Source organism: Gammaproteobacteria bacterium (genome assembly GCA_022450155.1).
Taxonomy (GTDB): Bacteria; Pseudomonadota; Gammaproteobacteria; order Arenicellales; family UBA868; genus REDSEA-S09-B13.
The window spans coordinates 1-15179 of sequence record JAKUQR010000039.1 but is presented as its reverse complement, the minus strand read 5'-3'; the positions used below and the strand labels follow the sequence as shown (position 1 = coordinate 15179).

General features: G+C 50.7%; 21 protein-coding genes and 1 pseudogene. 10 read left to right on the top strand and 12 right to left on the bottom strand.

Features of this window, described 5'->3' with window-relative positions; genetic code table 11:
• Positions 1 to 107: 107 nt before the first annotated feature.
• The 3 genes from MK323_14365 to moaC are packed head-to-tail and all read right to left on the bottom strand — an operon-like array spanning position 108 to position 2385.
• Complete coding sequence (locus MK323_14365) at positions 108 to 665, bottom strand: class I SAM-dependent methyltransferase (GenBank protein MCH2483335.1); 558 nt, start codon at positions 663 to 665, stop codon at positions 108 to 110.
• A 24-nt stretch (positions 666 to 689) separates the two neighbouring features.
• Entirely contained in the window at positions 690 to 1952 is a 1263-nt protein-coding gene (locus MK323_14360) for a molybdopterin-binding protein (protein MCH2483334.1), read from the bottom strand.
• Positions 1936 to 2385, bottom strand: coding sequence for a cyclic pyranopterin monophosphate synthase MoaC (gene moaC, locus MK323_14355; GenBank protein MCH2483333.1), 450 nt, complete (start codon positions 2383 to 2385; stop codon positions 1936 to 1938). The genes MK323_14360 and moaC overlap by 17 nt, the downstream gene beginning before the upstream one ends.
• A gap of 188 nt (positions 2386 to 2573) precedes the next feature.
• Between moaC and MK323_14350 the strand changes: the two genes are divergently transcribed.
• On the top strand, positions 2574 to 3164 hold the full coding sequence (locus MK323_14350; GenBank protein MCH2483332.1) for a thioredoxin family protein: 591 nt from the start codon (positions 2574 to 2576) through the stop codon (positions 3162 to 3164).
• Positions 3165 to 3188: 24 nt separating this feature from the next.
• Here the strand turns inward: MK323_14350 and gpmA are convergent, their stop codons facing one another.
• The 5 genes from gpmA to MK323_14325 all read right to left on the bottom strand — a co-directional run bounded on the left by gpmA (position 3189) and on the right by MK323_14325 (position 6535).
• Positions 3189 to 3935 (bottom strand): 2,3-diphosphoglycerate-dependent phosphoglycerate mutase, encoded by a 747-nt coding sequence (gene gpmA / locus MK323_14345; GenBank protein ID MCH2483331.1) that lies wholly within the window; start codon positions 3933 to 3935, stop codon positions 3189 to 3191.
• 33 nt (positions 3936 to 3968) lie between these two features.
• A complete protein-coding gene (gene rdgB, locus MK323_14340) occupies positions 3969 to 4577 on the bottom strand; it encodes an RdgB/HAM1 family non-canonical purine NTP pyrophosphatase (protein ID MCH2483330.1) in 609 nt (202 codons plus the stop codon).
• A 2-nt stretch (positions 4578 to 4579) separates the two neighbouring features.
• Positions 4580 to 5302 carry a ribonuclease PH gene (gene rph / locus MK323_14335; GenBank protein ID MCH2483329.1) on the bottom strand — a complete coding sequence of 241 codons (723 nt, stop codon included), beginning with the start codon at positions 5300 to 5302 and terminating at the stop codon, positions 4580 to 4582.
• A 112-nt stretch (positions 5303 to 5414) separates the two neighbouring features.
• On the bottom strand, positions 5415 to 6005 hold the full coding sequence (locus MK323_14330; protein MCH2483328.1) for a CoA pyrophosphatase: 591 nt from the start codon (positions 6003 to 6005) through the stop codon (positions 5415 to 5417).
• A complete protein-coding gene (locus MK323_14325) occupies positions 6002 to 6535 on the bottom strand; it encodes a hypothetical protein (GenBank protein ID MCH2483327.1) in 534 nt (177 codons plus the stop codon). Before MK323_14325 ends, MK323_14330 begins: the two co-directional genes overlap by 4 nt.
• 208 nt (positions 6536 to 6743) lie before the next feature.
• Between MK323_14325 and MK323_14320 the strand changes: the two genes are divergently transcribed.
• From MK323_14320 to MK323_14300, 5 genes are all read left to right on the top strand, one after another.
• The gene (locus MK323_14320; GenBank protein ID MCH2483326.1) at positions 6744 to 7136 is read left to right on the top strand and encodes an RNA-binding S4 domain-containing protein; all 393 of its coding nucleotides are present in this window, start codon (positions 6744 to 6746) and stop codon (positions 7134 to 7136) included.
• 6 nt (positions 7137 to 7142) lie between these two features.
• Positions 7143 to 8312: a radical SAM family heme chaperone HemW gene (gene hemW, locus MK323_14315; GenBank protein ID MCH2483325.1), complete on the top strand. Its 1170-nt coding sequence runs from the start codon at positions 7143 to 7145 to the stop codon at positions 8310 to 8312.
• Positions 8313 to 8421: 109 nt separating this feature from the next.
• Positions 8422 to 8841: a protoporphyrinogen oxidase HemJ gene (gene hemJ / locus MK323_14310; protein MCH2483324.1), complete on the top strand. Its 420-nt coding sequence runs from the start codon at positions 8422 to 8424 to the stop codon at positions 8839 to 8841.
• A 139-nt stretch (positions 8842 to 8980) separates the two neighbouring features.
• Positions 8981 to 9196: a YciI family protein gene (locus MK323_14305; GenBank protein ID MCH2483323.1), complete on the top strand. Its 216-nt coding sequence runs from the start codon at positions 8981 to 8983 to the stop codon at positions 9194 to 9196.
• A gap of 850 nt (positions 9197 to 10046) precedes the next feature.
• The gene (locus tag MK323_14300) at positions 10047 to 10337 is read left to right on the top strand and encodes a DUF1330 domain-containing protein (GenBank protein MCH2483322.1); all 291 of its coding nucleotides are present in this window, start codon (positions 10047 to 10049) and stop codon (positions 10335 to 10337) included.
• 269 nt (positions 10338 to 10606) lie between these two features.
• Here MK323_14300 and MK323_14295 read toward each other — a convergent pair whose 3' ends face one another.
• Entirely contained in the window at positions 10607 to 10888 is a 282-nt protein-coding gene (locus MK323_14295; GenBank protein MCH2483321.1) for a hypothetical protein, read from the bottom strand.
• A gap of 129 nt (positions 10889 to 11017) precedes the next feature.
• Positions 11018 to 11221 (bottom strand): ferredoxin, encoded by a 204-nt coding sequence (locus tag MK323_14290; protein MCH2483320.1) that lies wholly within the window; start codon positions 11219 to 11221, stop codon positions 11018 to 11020.
• Positions 11222 to 11458: 237 nt separating this feature from the next.
• Here MK323_14290 and MK323_14285 point away from each other — a divergent pair, with 237 nt between their 5' ends.
• From MK323_14285 to MK323_14270, 4 genes and pseudogenes are all read left to right on the top strand, one after another.
• Positions 11459 to 12460 (top strand): 2-hydroxyacid dehydrogenase, encoded by a 1002-nt coding sequence (locus MK323_14285; protein ID MCH2483319.1) that lies wholly within the window; start codon positions 11459 to 11461, stop codon positions 12458 to 12460.
• Positions 12461 to 12689: 229 nt separating this feature from the next.
• Positions 12690 to 12773, top strand: a pseudogene (locus MK323_14280) (tRNA (uridine(34)/cytosine(34)/5-carboxymethylaminomethyluridine(34)-2'-O)-methyltransferase TrmL).
• 68 nt (positions 12774 to 12841) lie between these two features.
• Positions 12842 to 13831 (top strand): site-specific integrase, encoded by a 990-nt coding sequence (locus tag MK323_14275; protein MCH2483318.1) that lies wholly within the window; start codon positions 12842 to 12844, stop codon positions 13829 to 13831.
• Positions 13832 to 14238: 407 nt separating this feature from the next.
• Positions 14239 to 14427, top strand: coding sequence for a hypothetical protein (locus tag MK323_14270; GenBank protein ID MCH2483317.1), 189 nt, complete (start codon positions 14239 to 14241; stop codon positions 14425 to 14427).
• A 9-nt stretch (positions 14428 to 14436) separates the two neighbouring features.
• Here MK323_14270 and MK323_14265 read toward each other — a convergent pair whose 3' ends face one another.
• A complete protein-coding gene (locus tag MK323_14265) occupies positions 14437 to 14640 on the bottom strand; it encodes a hypothetical protein (GenBank protein MCH2483316.1) in 204 nt (67 codons plus the stop codon).
• A 218-nt stretch (positions 14641 to 14858) separates the two neighbouring features.
• The coding region (locus MK323_14260) for a hypothetical protein (GenBank protein MCH2483315.1) at positions 14859 to 15179 on the bottom strand (321 nt) is incomplete at its 5' end.

Below are 15179 nucleotides of genomic sequence, written 5' to 3'. Positions count from 1 at the left end.
GGAAGAAAGAAACACTCGAAGATCAGAACGGTGAACGCTGGGTCCATCGCAATACACCCGGTTCTTGACCGGATCGAAACGATCTCTTAATCTGCCGATAACTATTGTCAACGCCGGGCAACTATCCAGGATTGACTAATCTCCGGATCCTCACCGTCGTTCAGATCAATCATCACCATATCGTTGAATGATTGATACAGCTCTCCGGGTTGGAGTACGTATGTCGGATTGAATTTCGGGAATGACGCCAAGTGATGCACGTTAAACGTTTTGAAGAACAACAGGCCGCCGGGCTTGAGTGCGCTTTTCATCCGGGGGAAAAGCGCTCGGTTTAAGTATCGAAAACAAGCCACCAGATCATAGACTTCCTTATCCAGCGCAAACTTATCGAGATCTGCTGTCAGTGTTTTAATTGTTGTTTGCTCACGCTGCGCCAGTCGCCGGCCAATTGCAAGACCGGTGACGCTACAGTCCACCGCCAGGACATCGTAACCCTGTTGCGCCAGAAACACCGCGCTGTGGCAGGATCCACTGGCCAGATCGAGTGCTGACCCCGCAGCGAGCAGGTGTACCGCATGACGGCTTAACAGGGAATCAGTCCTGAGCTCCGGATCTTGGTCAGCCGCCTGGTATTTTGCTTCCCAGCGTTCAACATCCTCCCGCATCGCCGGATATCCGATCGTTGATGATCAGACCAAGCCGGCAAACGGTTCCACTGTGACCATGTCACCGACTTGCGCGCCGTCGCTGTCAATGTCCAGCACAATAAAGCAGTTGGCCTGACTCATCGAACTCAGGATTCCTGAACCCTGGTCTCCGGTACTGTGCACCGTGAGATCACCGCTTTCATCCTGCACTAGATAACCACGCTGATACTCGGTTCGACCGGGCCTTTTCTTCAGTCGGTTAAGCGTCCTTGCTGGCAGTCGCAATGGCGCCCAATTCTCCTCACCCATCAACTGCCGCAGTGCCGGTAACACAAACTGGTAGAAGGTAACCATGACTGAAACCGGGTTGCCGGGCAGGCCGAAGAAATGGGCATGATCGATTTTTCCGAACGAGAGTGGCCGACCCGGCTTCATCGCTAGTTTCCAAAAGTTTACCTCACCGATTTCATCAAGCACCTCTTTGACATAGTCGGCGTCACCCACCGAAGCTCCTGCTGAAGTGATCACCACATCGGCAATTGCTGCAGCCCGGAGAAAGGTCTCGCGTATGCGATCACGGTCATCCGGAATTACACCCAAGTCGATAAATTCAACGCCCAGGCGGGTAAGCATCCCATGCAAGGTGTAACGATTTGAATCATAAACATCACCCAATGCCAGAGGTTCGCCGATTGACCGCAGCTCGTCACCGTTGGAGAAGAAGGCTATCCTGGGTTTACGCAATACCGCCAGTTCCCCGATTCCCAGCGATGCCACCATTCCCAAGTCCGAGGGCAGCATACAGCGCCCGCGCACCAGGGCGATCTCGCCGGCAGCGAGATCCTCACCCACCCGCCGCACGTGCTGGCCTGGTTTCTGCCCCGCCGCCAATCGGATACGATCGTCAACGCGCTCGACCTGTTCCTGCATCACCACAGTGTCACACCCTTCCGGAATCACTGCACCGGTCATAATGCGTACGCATTCACCGGAGCCCACCGCTCCTGCGTATGCACTGCCTGCCCAGGCTGTACCGATCACCTTAAGGTCGGCGGCTGAAAGATCAGATGCAGCTAGTGCGTACCCATCCATCGCAGAATTGGTGTGGTTGGGGACATCAACTGGCGAGATCACATCTTCAGCCAAGATCCGGCTCAGGGCCCCTCGAACCGGCACCCATTCAATATCACCAATCGGCTTGATCGCTTCAGCGATTCGGGCCAGGGCAATATCCACCGGCAGCAACGCCGAATCGTATTCATCCTCACAACTGGGTTGCACGATTACTTCAGTCTGTTTGTTCATCGTCCCGTTTCCAGTTTCCTGAGCGGCCACCGGACTTTTCAAGCAACCGCACAGCACCGATGGTCATTTCACGATCCACTGCTTTGCACATGTCATAGATCGTCAACAAACCCACCTGGACTGCAGTCAAAGCCTCCATTTCGACACCTGTGCGCCCCCGGGTTTCAGCTACAGCACGACAAATGATCGCGCTCGTCTTCGGGTCAGGCTCAAAGGACACTTCCACCCGGGTCAGACTGAGCGGGTGACACAACGGTACCAGTTCCGACGTCCGTTTAGCCGCCATAATGCCTGCTACCCGGGCTACCGCCAGCACATCACCCTTGGCATTGGTCCCGTCGACCACCTGTTCCAGGGTTGAAGCCTGCATCGAAATTTCCCCAGCTGCAACGGCGCGCCGCTCGGTAATTTCTTTGCTACCGACGTCGACCATGTTCGCTTCACCGCGCTCATTGAGATGAGTCAGTTTGTGTCCTTTAGCCACCGGTTTTTTCGCTCCCATTCCTGAGGTCGGATATTGTAGCCATTTTCACGCCGGCAAGACCGTTGCTCCCGTCGTCATATTGAGGAGGCATGCTAAAATGTGTTTGATTTATCAGCTGATTTTATGAGGTAACCCTTGTGGCCTTTTCATCGATCATGGAAGAGCTGGGATCATCCGCACCTGATTTCCAGCTACCCAACACCAATCCCAACGCCGGACCCGACGTAGTCTCCCTGAGCGACTTCTCCGTCATGCCGGCACTGCTGGTTGCCTTTGTCTGCAACCATTGCCCCTACGTAATCCACATCCGTGACTGCTTCAGTGATTTTGCGCGCAGCTACGCCGATCGGGGACTGGGCATCGTCGCGATCTCAGCTAACGATATCAGCACCCACCCTGGCGACGGACCGCAAAAAATGGCCGCTGAGGCTCTGGCACACAACTTCAGTCACCCATACCTGTATGACGAAAGCCAAGAGACGGCAAAAGCTTATCGTGCGGCCTGTACGCCAGATTTCTTTTTATATGACAGCCAACGGGAACTGGTTTACCGGGGTCAGTTTGATGCCAGCCGGCCCAATAACGATGTGCCCGTCGACGGCAGTGCACTACGAAGCGCAGTCGATGCAGTCCTGAGTGACCAGCCCGTGACAACTGACCAGGTTCCCAGTCTGGGTTGCAACATCAAATGGAAAAGCGGCCAGGAGCCTGACTATTTTTCGACCTAGGCACGTCTGTTGTCAGTCATTGCTTTAGCTCTCCGTCTTTGAGGCTTGATTGCGCACTTCGTCGACGGCTGCCTGTAGTTTGTCACCATCGGCAAGATAGTAACGACGAATCACACTCAGGTTATCTTCAAACTCGTAGACCATGGGAATACCGGTCGGTATGTTGAATTCCAGTATTTCTTCTTCGCTCATCTGATCAAGAAATTTCACCATTGCGCGCAGACTGTTGCCATGCGCAACGATCAGCAGTCTGCTGTCACTCTTCAACAACGGGACCAGTGTGTCGTCCCACCATTCGGTGACCCGCAGCAGCGTATCTGCCAGAGATTCCGTATCGGGTAGACCGCTGATGCCGACATAGCGTGGATCTGCATCTGGGCGGCTGGCGTCATCTGCGGCCAGTGCCGGGGGGCGCACCGAATAGCCCCGTCTCCAGGCAAGCACCTGTTCGTTGCCATGTTGTTCAGCGGTTTCTTTCTTGTTGAGTCCCTGCAGCGCACCATAGTGGCGTTCGTTGAGTCGCCAATCTGTCCGGATGGGCAAATACATCTGATCTAGTATCTCCTGAATCAGCCACAGTGTTCGGATGGAGCGTTTCAGATACGACGTCATGGCAATGTCGAAGCGAAAACCAGCATCACGCAAAGTACTACCGGCTGTTCTGGCTTCTTCGATACCGCGTTCGGAGAGATCGACATCAGTCCATCCGGTGAAGCGATTTTCCAGGTTCCAGGTACTCTGACCGTGGCGAACCACTACCAGTGTCTTCATATTTTCTTTCTAGCGAATTGCAAAGCACATATTTTAAATACCTATACCCAACTCCTTCAGCCGCTCTACCAGCTGGGCCAGAGCTTGGCCTCGATGGCTGATACGATTTTTTTCTTCTGCAGAAAGCTCCGCTGCTGATTTCTGCCCATTACCCACCAGAAATATCGGGTCATAGCCGAAGCCATTTTCACCACGCGGCGTCTCAGCGATCCGACCTGCCCAAGTTCCGCTGCAGATCACGGGCGAGGCATCCAATTCATGACGCACAAACACAATCTCACAACGAAAGCGGGCCTGCCGGCTGTCGGTCTCGGCAATGGAAAGTCCGAGCAACAGTTTAGCAATGTTGTCAGCTTCAGAGGCGCTGTCACCGGCATAGCGGGCAGAACGAATACCCGGCGCACCATTCAGTCCGTCCACCTCAATTCCGGAATCATCGGCGATCGCCGGCAAGTGAGTGAAGCGGCTGGCATGGCGCGCCTTAATGATCGCATTTTCAACAAACGAGAGCCCGGTCTCCGCCACCTCGGGCACACCATGATCACTTTGGGGAATACAATCGATCGTCGTTCCATTCAATAGGGCACGAAGCTCTTCGAGCTTGCCTCGATTGTTCGATGCCAGCACGATCTGCTTGTTCACATCTACTCTGATCGTCGTGCTGCGTTTTGCAGGTCGGTAAGTTGGCTGATGCCTTTAGCCGCAACTACAGTCAGTTGCCGGAGTTCGTCTTCCGTAAAGGGAGCTGCCTCGGCGGTACCCTGGATCTCAATAAAGCGACCTTCGTTATCCATAACAAAATTCATATCAGTGTCTGCTCGACTGTCCTCGCTGTAATCGAGGTCCAGAAACACCTGCCCATCAACGATACCGGTAGACACTGCGGCCACTTGGGCAACGAGCGGCGTCTCTGGCAGGGCACCAGCTCCTACCAGCCCGTCGAGGGCATCGACCAGTGCCACCCAGCCGCCCGTAATCGACGCGGTACGTGTGCCCCCGTCAGCCTGCAACACGTCGCAGTCGACGGTAATGGTTCGTTCACCCAGCGCATCGAGGTCCACTGCCTGGCGCAGAGCTCGACCGATCAGGCGTTGTATTTCAAGGGTCCGGCCGCTCTGTCGACCACGAGTCGCTTCGCGCAGCGTGCGAGTGTGAGTCGAGCGGGGCAGCATGCCATATTCTGCTGTCACCCAGCCACGGCCGCGGCCGCGCAAAAACGGGGGTACGGTGCTGTCCACGCTGGCAGTACACAACACCCGTGTATCACCAAATGCAATCAGTACAGAGCCCTCTGCATGTCGGGTGAAGCCGCGGTCGAAACAAACTGGCCGCATCTGGTCCGCTGCTCGTTGGTTTGATCTGTTCATGGGTTTATCTTACTTGGTAACGCGTTCATAAAAACCGATGTTAACAGCCCAGCGTCCGGCAGTAGCCGATTCTTTGGAGCTCTATCAATACTTAAATATCGTTCTGATCAGCTTAAGACGGCGGCAACTGATGGCCAAGCAAGGCAAAAAAGTTCTCCAAAAAACGGTAGGTCAGACCCCAGATGATCGGCTCCTCATGGTTAGTCAAACGAATTGCGGGGAACACCTGCCCCTGCCAAGCTTCGTATTGCACCTCGGTCTGGCGTTTTGTCTCTAGCAGTCGAGATATCGGCAGGGTGAATACATCAGCAACTTCGTGGTTCTGACAGAACGGCCCAACACTGTTCGTGATAAAGACGAAACAGGACACCACCAGGTGATGTGACCGACGGCCCGTCAGATCGTCGAGCCGGCCGAGAAGCCGGGCTGAGGATAGATCGACGCCGATTTCTTCTTCAGTTTCCCGTACAGCTGTGTCCAATGGCTGCTGATCGCCCGGTTCACATCGTCCACCAGGAAATGCGATGTGTCCTGACCATGGATCACCTGGTACTCGGGCACGCTCGATGAAGACAATTTCCGGATCGTCGGTGGAAGCCGCGCTATCCAGTATCAATGCAACAGCCGCGTGGCTATCGCCCGTATCGGACAGTTCAGGTTGGTGTTGCGCCAACTGACGGGTAATCGTTTGCGTGGAAATCACCAGTGAATCCCGCTCCCAAAACGAAACCCGTCGGTCACTTCTCGTCGGTCATGGCCTGTCACTGACTCAGTGTAGTCTGTCAGGTGATACCGGTAGGCTGCACGTAACGATATAAATGGCATTGGCTCTATCACAAGACCGGTTTCAACTGAGATCGTTGACACATCCTGGCGCGTACCCAGATGCTTCAGATTCGGAGACCAACCGGTATTGACGTACACTGATACGACACCGGGTAGATGTACCCTACCACCCGCTGACAGGCGCAATCCCGACAGGCTGCCCTGTGAACCGAAATAGTTTTGCTCCCAACCCGGTCCTACCGACAGATATGAATCACTCACGGGCGACTGGAGCCGGCGCTGAATATCCACTTGGAGTTGATCATTCGGCGCCTGATCTACCTGATCCTCTGGGAAGCGATTCAATGCGCCGCGCAGGCCCCACGTTCGATTCCACCACAGGGCGCCATAAGCACTGAGCGCACTCGTTTCGATGCGTGGGTCCAGTAGGTCTACAGTTTCGAGCAACGATCAGAAACCACCTGCCTTGATTTCGAAATTATCGAGCGCCTGGCTCTTGGGTGCTGATATGATCACACTGAGCAAAGATAGCGGTACTAACGTCGATCGGATCATGGTTTCACGGGCAGAGACATCACGATGCATTCTAGCACTGCCGCACCCTGCGCCTGGTTTTAAGCACCTCGCTCAAACTCTGTCGACGAGGCTCTAACGCATGGACAACAGGGATGGAGTTCGACTCGACCGGTGGCTGTGGTCTGCCCGTTTTTTTAAGACACGGCAGATGGCGGCAGACGCTGTTCGTTCGGGTCGCGTTTTGTTGAACGACAAACGCACTAAACCGGCCAAGTCCGTTCGCATCGGTGATCAGGTCAGAATCCGAAAGGCCGCTTTTCGTTATGCCCTCCAGGTCACTGCCCTGAGCGAAACGCGTGTGGGTGCGGATATCGCCCTCACCCTGTATGACGAGAGTGAACAGAGCATTGAGGTCAGAGACACCCTCAGAACACAGCTCAAACTCCAGCACTCAGGCTCGCATCTGACGAAGGGTCGTCCCGGCAAGCGTGAACGCCGCCAGCTGAACCGGCTGCGTGATTCACAAGGATGATCCCTTATGAGCGTCCTTGATAAAACACTGCCGTTACCACCGCTATCACTCTATGTGCATTTCCCCTGGTGCGAAAGCAAGTGTCCCTACTGTGATTTCAATTCACACGCTTTGCGCGAGGCCCTGCCTGAAGAAGATTACTGCCACGCATTGCTCCATGACCTGGAGGCGGTCTCGCCCTATGCGCAGGGCCGGCAGTTGGCTTCTGTTTTCTTTGGTGGCGGCACCCCCAGTCTGTTTTCAGCCGGTGTCATCGCGCAGGTGCTGGACTGCGCAGATAAACAGATCGGCCTGCAAGCCGATGTGGAGATCACCCTGGAGGCCAACCCGGGCTCAGCAGATGTCGCCCGCTTCAGTGATTACCACAGCGCCGGTGTGACTCGACTCTCGCTGGGTGTACAGAGTTTCAGCGACACACAGCTCCTCGCCTTGGGCAGGATACACAACAGCCTGCAGGCGCTGCAAGCTGTAGACATGGCAGCTGAGGCCGGCTTTGTCCATGTGAACATCGACCTCATGCATGGTCTGCCGGAACAGAACGTTGATCTTGCGGCCCAGGACATCGACACCGCGATCGCCTTAGAGCCGAACCACCTGTCTCTGTACCAGCTAACGCTCGAACCGAACACGCAGTTCGCAGCCCAACCACCGACGCTACCTGACGAGGGAACCTGCTGGAAAATCCGCTGTCTGTTCGAGGAAACAGCGGTCTCTGCAGGTTATGAACAGTATGAAGTGTCGGCGTTTGCACGCCCAGGCAGTCATTGCTCACACAACTTGAACTACTGGTCCTTCGGTGATTATCTGGGGATTGGTGCTGGTGCACATGGCAAGGTTACCAGTCCCAATGGGATCGGGCGTTACGCGCATGAGAAACACCCCCGTCGTTACATGGCAATGGTGAAAGCCAGTCAGTCAGGTAGCAACATGAAGTTCGCAAGAGACGAAGAAATCGCTTTTGAGTTTGTGCTGAACGCATTAAGGCTTAAGAACGGTTTCAGGCTGGTAGATTTTTTACAGCGCACGGGGCTGTCCTCGGAGTGCATTCTCGGTACCGTAGAAGACGCAGCAAACCAGGGGCTGTTGAGCATCACCAACAACCGCGTTAAGGCAACGGACCTGGGCTATCGTTTTCTCGATGATGTCATCGCGCTTTTTCTGCCCGAGACGAATTGATGGCAACTGCGTGATATGATGCCCGCACCACAACAACCACACTCGATCGTCAGAACGCGCTCAGGCCGGTCAATCTAGGCAATCTCTCAAGCCCATAACGGTGTCCCTCATGCTCTGGGTGAAAGCTTTTCATATTATCTTCATGGTGATCTGGTTCGCGGGACTTTTTTACCTGCCACGCCTTTTCGTCTACCACGCGATGGCGCAGGATACGGCAACGGCCGCTCAGTTCAAAACGATGGAACGCAAACTCTATTTTGGTATTGCAACACCGGGCGGTATCCTGACGATTCTATTCGGGGTGTGGTTGTGGATCGGCTACGGCATCGGTGCCGGTAGCGGCTGGCTCGCGGCCAAGCTGATGCTCGTCATCGTGCTGGTGATCTATCACCTGTGGTGCGGCCGTATGCTCAAAGAATTCCAGGCTGATCGCAATACCCACAGCCATGTATTTTATCGCTGGTTCAACGAGTTCCCGGTACTGGTCCTAATTGCTGTTGTCCTGCTGGTCGTTTTTAAGCCCTTCTGACCGCACGCTCTATCTACTGAAAACCCTTACCGTTGATGTTCAACATCGTTCTGGTTCATCCATAGAGATAACCTCAAGAAATGCTGCAAAACAACTCTATGTTGTGTTCACGATGCCAGTAAATGGAATGGGACCAGTTATGGCAAATATAGAGGAACATCTGAAATTTCAGGTTGATCTTGAAAAAAGAGGTGCGATGTTTGGTGCGGGTCCATTTTTCGCGGACAACGAAATCGACTGGCAAGGAGAAGGTATGGTCATAATCCGCGCACAATCTCTAGATGAGGCCCATCAAGTCGCGGCATCGGATCCAATGCACACGAGCGGTGCACGATCCTACACCGTTCGCCCTTAGTTGCTCAACGAGGGTACGTTGACCGTGCAAATGTTTTATTCTGATGGTAAATGCGAGTTGATCTAGCGGCACGCAAGTAATTCGTTCTGATCTATGTTGATCGGCGGGGTATGCGTCTGTATGCCCCGTTTGTTGATGCGCTATAAACATTCGAGTACGGAGGATTTGGTAGCGGGCTAAAAGTACAGTGTGGGGTGGATAACTCTGACTAAACAACACGTTCTAGTTTGTTAGCAACAGGTATCCTTTCTTCGTGCCCAGCAATAGATAGTGATACCTCTACAAACAATACCTACCACAACCAATGACACAATTAAATAAATTAGGTTAGGAATATTTTCATAGATGTTTTCCGACATATGAAGGACCACTATTGAAATTGATAGACCAAAAGCTATACCAATTAACAATGTTGTAAGGTAAGACAAAGCATTTAAAGAGAAATATGAGTAGTCGTCACATTGATATTTCATAACCTTATTCTCAACACCCCACTAAAACCGTAAAGCTCTCAGCCATTTTGAATATTTGTAGAGCAGTTGTTTTGTATCGCAGCTTGTTCCATGGCTTCGAACTCTCCTTTTAGTCTAGAGAACTCTGTAGCCTGCGGGCCGCGTCTTCCTTCAAGAAACAGTAACGCAGGCCAGAAATACGCCACTCCAATGACTATCTGAGCCGCATCCGTACCTGCCTCTTCCTCCAGTACACCGCGAAATTCGTTTACTTTTCGACTAACCCCTGTGCATCTCCATTTTCAACTGCCCACAGCTGTGATCGCGCTTCTAAATCCACTTTTCTGCTTTTAGGGCTAGTATGTTGCCTCTAGCCTCAACCTATATCGAGAAAATTAATGTCCATCTACTTGTTGACTGAGGCCATAGTCCATGATGTTGAAACATTTAAAAAATACAAAGAACAGGCGCCGCAGTATGTGGCGCGCCACACTGGTGAATACTGCTGTCGTGGGGGAAAGGCTGCCGTTCATGTGGGTGACTGGCTTCCAGATCGGATTGTCCTGTTGAAGATTCCGTCAGGAACAGCGTATGAAGCATTTATAACTGACCCTGATTACCGGCCGTGGAAAGAAATTCGGAAATCACTTACCACCGTTAAGACACAACTTCTTCTGCTAGGGGTTTAATAGTCAGTTACTTAATTCGAAGGTCATAGAAAAATACAGATGCTGAAAAAACAGCTCCAGCGGTTTGTAATTTTGGGCACCCTAATTTGCCCTATCGTGCTGGCTGCTTTTATCTGGGGTTGGGAATCAATATTCGTCGCCGGAACGATTTGGTTCTTAATGTGGTTCGTGTTACTTGCTGTAGTCCGCGGTCTCTGGGGCTTGGGGAAAGAAACGAAAAGAAACAATGATCTTTAGATTACTCAATTAGCCTCTACTTTTAGTAACCGTTAAGCCTTTGAACGTTTGATCTCGACAATCGTAATGTCTGGGCTGACCCCGCTCTTCTTTAAGGAATGTACTTTGGCCTGATCTATTCCAGTGGTGTCGTTAACAAGAGCGGCAAACCAGTCTTTGTTTTTACGGTAAGTTCTCTTCCACTGAGCGAGAAACAATTCACCAGCCTCCTTTTCGTGCGATGTCCAACGAATAACACTGCCGACAACGACAGTTTCGACTCCGTCTTCAATCAAACAAACTTGAAATTTAATTTCGTACTCCTGAACGTCCATCACCTATTTCCAGCTTGTCGCATAACAGTCTCCTAATCTATCTCTACCGAACAATAAATAGACTTCTTAAACTCTGCTAGAACAGTAACCCTCTCCGCCTTCTAAACTAAATATGGGTAAATCCTAAATTTAGGACTCTTCATACTTGATAACTTCGACGGGGCAAGCTTCAGCGGCTTCTTTAATATCTGCTTCGTAGAGTGAGTAATCGACACCTTCGATAACAGTTGACGAGTCTTGTTCATCGTCGACTTTGAAGACCTCTGGGCAGTTCATTTCCGACATACCACAACTTATACAACCTTCCTCAATCCAGACGCGCTTAATAGCCATTAACACTCTCCTAATTGGTAGATATAAATGTACTCCGCTATCTTAATCCCAAATAACTGCGCTGTACTCATACCTGTAAACTTGCATTTCACCCATTATCCACTCTAAAAAATAGTGGTCAACAGGAGCCTAGAGGATAACTGGGATTAAGGCGTCATTTGTTCTTCGGGAATTAAACTTTAATTTAAAATAATTAGCAGAATAGTATTCACTCTAAAACATTTGAGGAAAGCACCTATGCCAACAGCGTTAATTCAAGGTCGGATTGCAGTTCAATTTGAACATCTTCTGCGGAAAGAACTGAACGAAGATTGGAAAGTACTTTGTTGGAATCCCGCGAAACATGACCCAGAGGAATTTCCAGCCATGGCTTATGAGGCAGATGCAATTATCGGTGGAAAGATCCCGACTGATACTTGGCCGAAGACACCAAAACTGAAACTGTTTCAAATACCTTGGACTGGCTATGACTTCTGTTCTCCGGATTCGATGCCACTAGGTATCCCGGTATGCAACTGCTTTGAACACGAAACGACTATTGCTGAGTACGTACTTTGTGCAATGCTAGAGATAAAGATTGGCCTGCGTGAAATGGACAAACGATTTAGAACCGAAGGCTGGGGTGGACGACAGCCAGGTATATCTCTGCATCACGAAGAAATCCGTAATCGCACCGTAGGGATAATCGGATATGGGCATATCGGCAAGGAAATTGCTAAGCGAGCAGCGGCATTCGATATGAGAATAATCGCTATCCGCCGTTCAAAACAAGAAATTGCGGCGCCTCTGGACTGGATTGGAACAGCCGATCAATTGGATAAACTACTCAGTGAAAGCGATTTTGTCGTTGTGGCTTGTGATATGAATGAAGGAACAATCGGAATGATTGACGCGCAACAAATAGCCAAAATGAAACCTGGCGGCATTATTATTAATGTAGCCCGTGGGCAAATTATTGCTGAAGAGGCGCTCTATAACGCGCTTAAGAATAAGAAAATTGGTGGAGCTGTATTAGATGTTTGGTACAACTACATTGGTAACAATAAAGAAGAAGTTTCACCGTCTAATCTCCCTTTTGAACGATTAGATAATGTAATCCTCAGTGCGCATGAAAGTGCGTCGGCGCCAGAACAAGTTGAACGACGCTGGAAGTTTGTTGCAGAAAATATATGTCTCGCTGCGGAAGGAGAAACTCCAAAGAATATTGTGTTCGTAGGAAGCGAAGTAGCTACCACCTAGTCACAAAGCATAGAAGTACCTCCCACAAAAATTTGGAATGTTCTGAATCACCCTCCGCTGTGCGGGTAAGACATAACGTAAATCGTACAAGTTGAATGGCGGTTGGGCAGGGGGTTAATCTGATGGGGTAACAGATGATCCCCGTCACAATATAGTCACAGCTTCTTGACCAGATAGAGGTATGCTGTAAAGGAGTCAGCGTTTAAGAATTGGGTTAAACCAACACGAAATGCCGTTCACCATCGCTCTGGTTCATCCCCAGATACCGCCCAACACAGGCAACATTCTTCGGCTGTGTGCCAACACCGGAGCCTTGTTTTGTAGCGTTTTCCTCCACTCGCATCTCCAGTGGCACAACTATGGCACAACAGGAGAAGCAAAATGGCGAGCATCAGAAAGCGCAACGGTAGACACCATGTCCAAGTAAGACGTCGAGGTTACCCACAAGCTACACGGTCATTTACGAGCAGAGAAGCCGCAAGTAAATGGATCAAGAACGTAGAGGTGGATATGGAACGCGGCGAGTATTTACCGCGAGTTACCATGACCGTAAATGAGTTACTGCTGCAATACGAAGCAGAAGAAGTTCCAAAGCAAAAGGGAGCAAGGCATGAGTTCTGGCGCTCCAGTTTCCTACGCAAACAGATGGGCCACATACACCTGCGAGATTTATCACCCGCATTTTTAGCCGCACACCGGGATAGACGTTTAAAGACTGTCAAAGCGTCAACTGTCAGTCGTGAGTTCACTACCTTATCAACCGCTATCAACACGGCCATCGTAGAGTGGGCTATACCACTGGCGAGTAATCCGGTATCTAAAGTCCGTGTGCGAAATGCCGATATCAGGCGAGACAGGCGATTGGAAACAGGGGAAGAGCGGCTGATGCTGAAACACGCTCAGCCCATGTTAAAACGCATCATCATCTTGGCTTTGGAAACCGCTATGCGTCGGGGCGAAATACTGAAGATCAGGAAGAGCAACATCAACTTTGGCAACCAGACGCTTTTAATCCCCGACACCAAGACGAATACCCCAAGAACAATCCCTTTGTCCGATGGAGCCGTAAAGGCTCTCACAGACCAAATCAGGGCGGTGGAGAAAGAATTGGGCGGTGTAATACCTCTTCGTGAGCCTGTGTTGTTTGAGATGCACCTGTCAGAATGGCAACGACAAATGGAACGATTATGGCGAGATACTGGAATTCAGAATATGAGATTCCATGATCTTCGCCATGAAAGCGTATCTCGACTGTTTGAATCTGGATTTAATGTGATGGAGGTTGCCACCGTAAGCGGCCATAAATGTCTCCAACATCTGAAACGCTATACCCACATCAAACCAGAGTCTTTAGTGGCCCGAATGGGTTGAGTGTGCGGGAAGGGAATACATCCGTATGTCCCATTTACTTTGCGGATTCAGATGGCTGGGGATGTTGAGTGGTGATTACTATAGAATTCAGATACCGAAGGCTACCAATGCGAGGATTAACCTATGGGCCATAGAAAGCAAAAAGGGAAAATAATGAACAAAGTGCGACCTGTTAACAGCCGCAATACTGCTAAGCGACAGAAACAGATCAGAGAAAATGCAGAGGTCTTGAAATCTCTTGAATCAAAATCTGTGTCAAATGCCTAGAACTCCCACTGCCCACATTTGGCAGATCAGTGTCAGGTCAAAGTAACACCCGCAGACCTCTCTTAAAGTTAATTTCTAAACTGTAAAACAGCGGTCAACAGGGGAGTAAAGAGTAACTGACAAACTTGCAGAATATTGCTATGCCTGTCTCTATTAAGACACTGACCGAAGAGCTTGAATCCATCAAGTTTCAGATCAGAACCTACCCAACCCCGATTGCCGGATGTGATGAGCAGTTCGATTATCTTTTGGCTGAACAAAAGCGGCTGGCAGTACTGTTAAGCAAAAACAATTCTCCTGATGACAAACCAATACTGATGGATCAGTAGTCCATACTCTCAATGCACCATTTGATCTTCTGGAACTGAACTTTCTTCTTCTCTGGCAAGTTCCATCTGGTACATACAGTAATTCACTGTCGGTTCCCAACAATTGGTTTCCAAGAGGTTCGAAACCAACATCACAATGGTTGCAAGTTCCGCCTCATCGTATTGTAGGAAGTGCTTTAACCACCCACTTTTTCTGAATTCCGCCTGAGTCATGCGCTACCCCCCTGCCTGAACCAACATAGGTTCATAGTGGGGCTGTACAGCCACACTATCAGCCAAAGTGGATACTTTCGACCTAGAGTGTGGTCGGTACTGATACAGCGCACAATCAGTTAATTGACACTGTTCAACTTGCATTCTCCAAGTACCCTCATCCAGTTCATCGTAGATACACTCACGGCATTTTTCTTCTATTGCTTTCTGTCTGGTCATTACTTCTTTCCCCCTGTATCAGGGATAGCCAATAGACCCATAAACGGTGATGATCTGGGTTCAGGTGCAAGTAAGCCCCGCATAGGTTTGACATAGCGTGGTGCGGGTCTACGGGGAGGAGGGTTAGACAAGCGGGGTAGAGGTTTCTTGGGCTTAATGCGAGCCTCTGCCATCTTATCAATGGCTTCCTGTTGCTGACGTTGCTTCTGTATCTCAGCAACCTTTGCCCTGTATTCTTCTTCAGTCATACCCTTATCACTGATCGGCTTTACATCGATTCTCAATCCTGTCTGGATTGGTTTCTTTGTTGATCTCATTTC

What these genes read in the sequence shown, in the direction of transcription:
- MK323_14305 (MCH2483323.1), top strand. Translation starts at nt 8,981, where the DNA reads ATGGCAAATATAGAGGAACATCTGAAATTTCAGGTTGATCTTGAAAAA.
- MK323_14360 (MCH2483334.1), bottom strand. Translation starts at nt 1,952, where the DNA reads ATGAACAAACAGACTGAAGTAATCGTGCAACCCAGTTGTGAGGATGAA.
- hemW (MCH2483325.1), top strand. Translation starts at nt 7,143, where the DNA reads ATGAGCGTCCTTGATAAAACACTGCCGTTACCACCGCTATCACTCTAT.
- MK323_14270 (MCH2483317.1), top strand. Translation starts at nt 14,239, where the DNA reads ATGCCTGTCTCTATTAAGACACTGACCGAAGAGCTTGAATCCATCAAG.
- MK323_14365 (MCH2483335.1), bottom strand. Translation starts at nt 665, where the DNA reads ATGCGGGAGGATGTTGAACGCTGGGAAGCAAAATACCAGGCGGCTGAC.
- MK323_14300 (MCH2483322.1), top strand. Translation starts at nt 10,047, where the DNA reads ATGTCCATCTACTTGTTGACTGAGGCCATAGTCCATGATGTTGAAACA.
- MK323_14320 (MCH2483326.1), top strand. Translation starts at nt 6,744, where the DNA reads ATGGACAACAGGGATGGAGTTCGACTCGACCGGTGGCTGTGGTCTGCC.
- moaC (MCH2483333.1), bottom strand. Translation starts at nt 2,385, where the DNA reads ATGGTCGACGTCGGTAGCAAAGAAATTACCGAGCGGCGCGCCGTTGCA.
- MK323_14275 (MCH2483318.1), top strand. Translation starts at nt 12,842, where the DNA reads ATGGCGAGCATCAGAAAGCGCAACGGTAGACACCATGTCCAAGTAAGA.
- MK323_14295 (MCH2483321.1), bottom strand. Translation starts at nt 10,888, where the DNA reads ATGGACGTTCAGGAGTACGAAATTAAATTTCAAGTTTGTTTGATTGAA.
- MK323_14265 (MCH2483316.1), bottom strand. Translation starts at nt 14,640, where the DNA reads ATGACTCAGGCGGAATTCAGAAAAAGTGGGTGGTTAAAGCACTTCCTA.
- rph (MCH2483329.1), bottom strand. Translation starts at nt 5,302, where the DNA reads ATGAACAGATCAAACCAACGAGCAGCGGACCAGATGCGGCCAGTTTGT.
- hemJ (MCH2483324.1), top strand. Translation starts at nt 8,422, where the DNA reads ATGCTCTGGGTGAAAGCTTTTCATATTATCTTCATGGTGATCTGGTTC.
- gpmA (MCH2483331.1), bottom strand. Translation starts at nt 3,935, where the DNA reads ATGAAGACACTGGTAGTGGTTCGCCACGGTCAGAGTACCTGGAACCTG.
- MK323_14285 (MCH2483319.1), top strand. Translation starts at nt 11,459, where the DNA reads ATGCCAACAGCGTTAATTCAAGGTCGGATTGCAGTTCAATTTGAACAT.
- MK323_14290 (MCH2483320.1), bottom strand. Translation starts at nt 11,221, where the DNA reads ATGGCTATTAAGCGCGTCTGGATTGAGGAAGGTTGTATAAGTTGTGGT.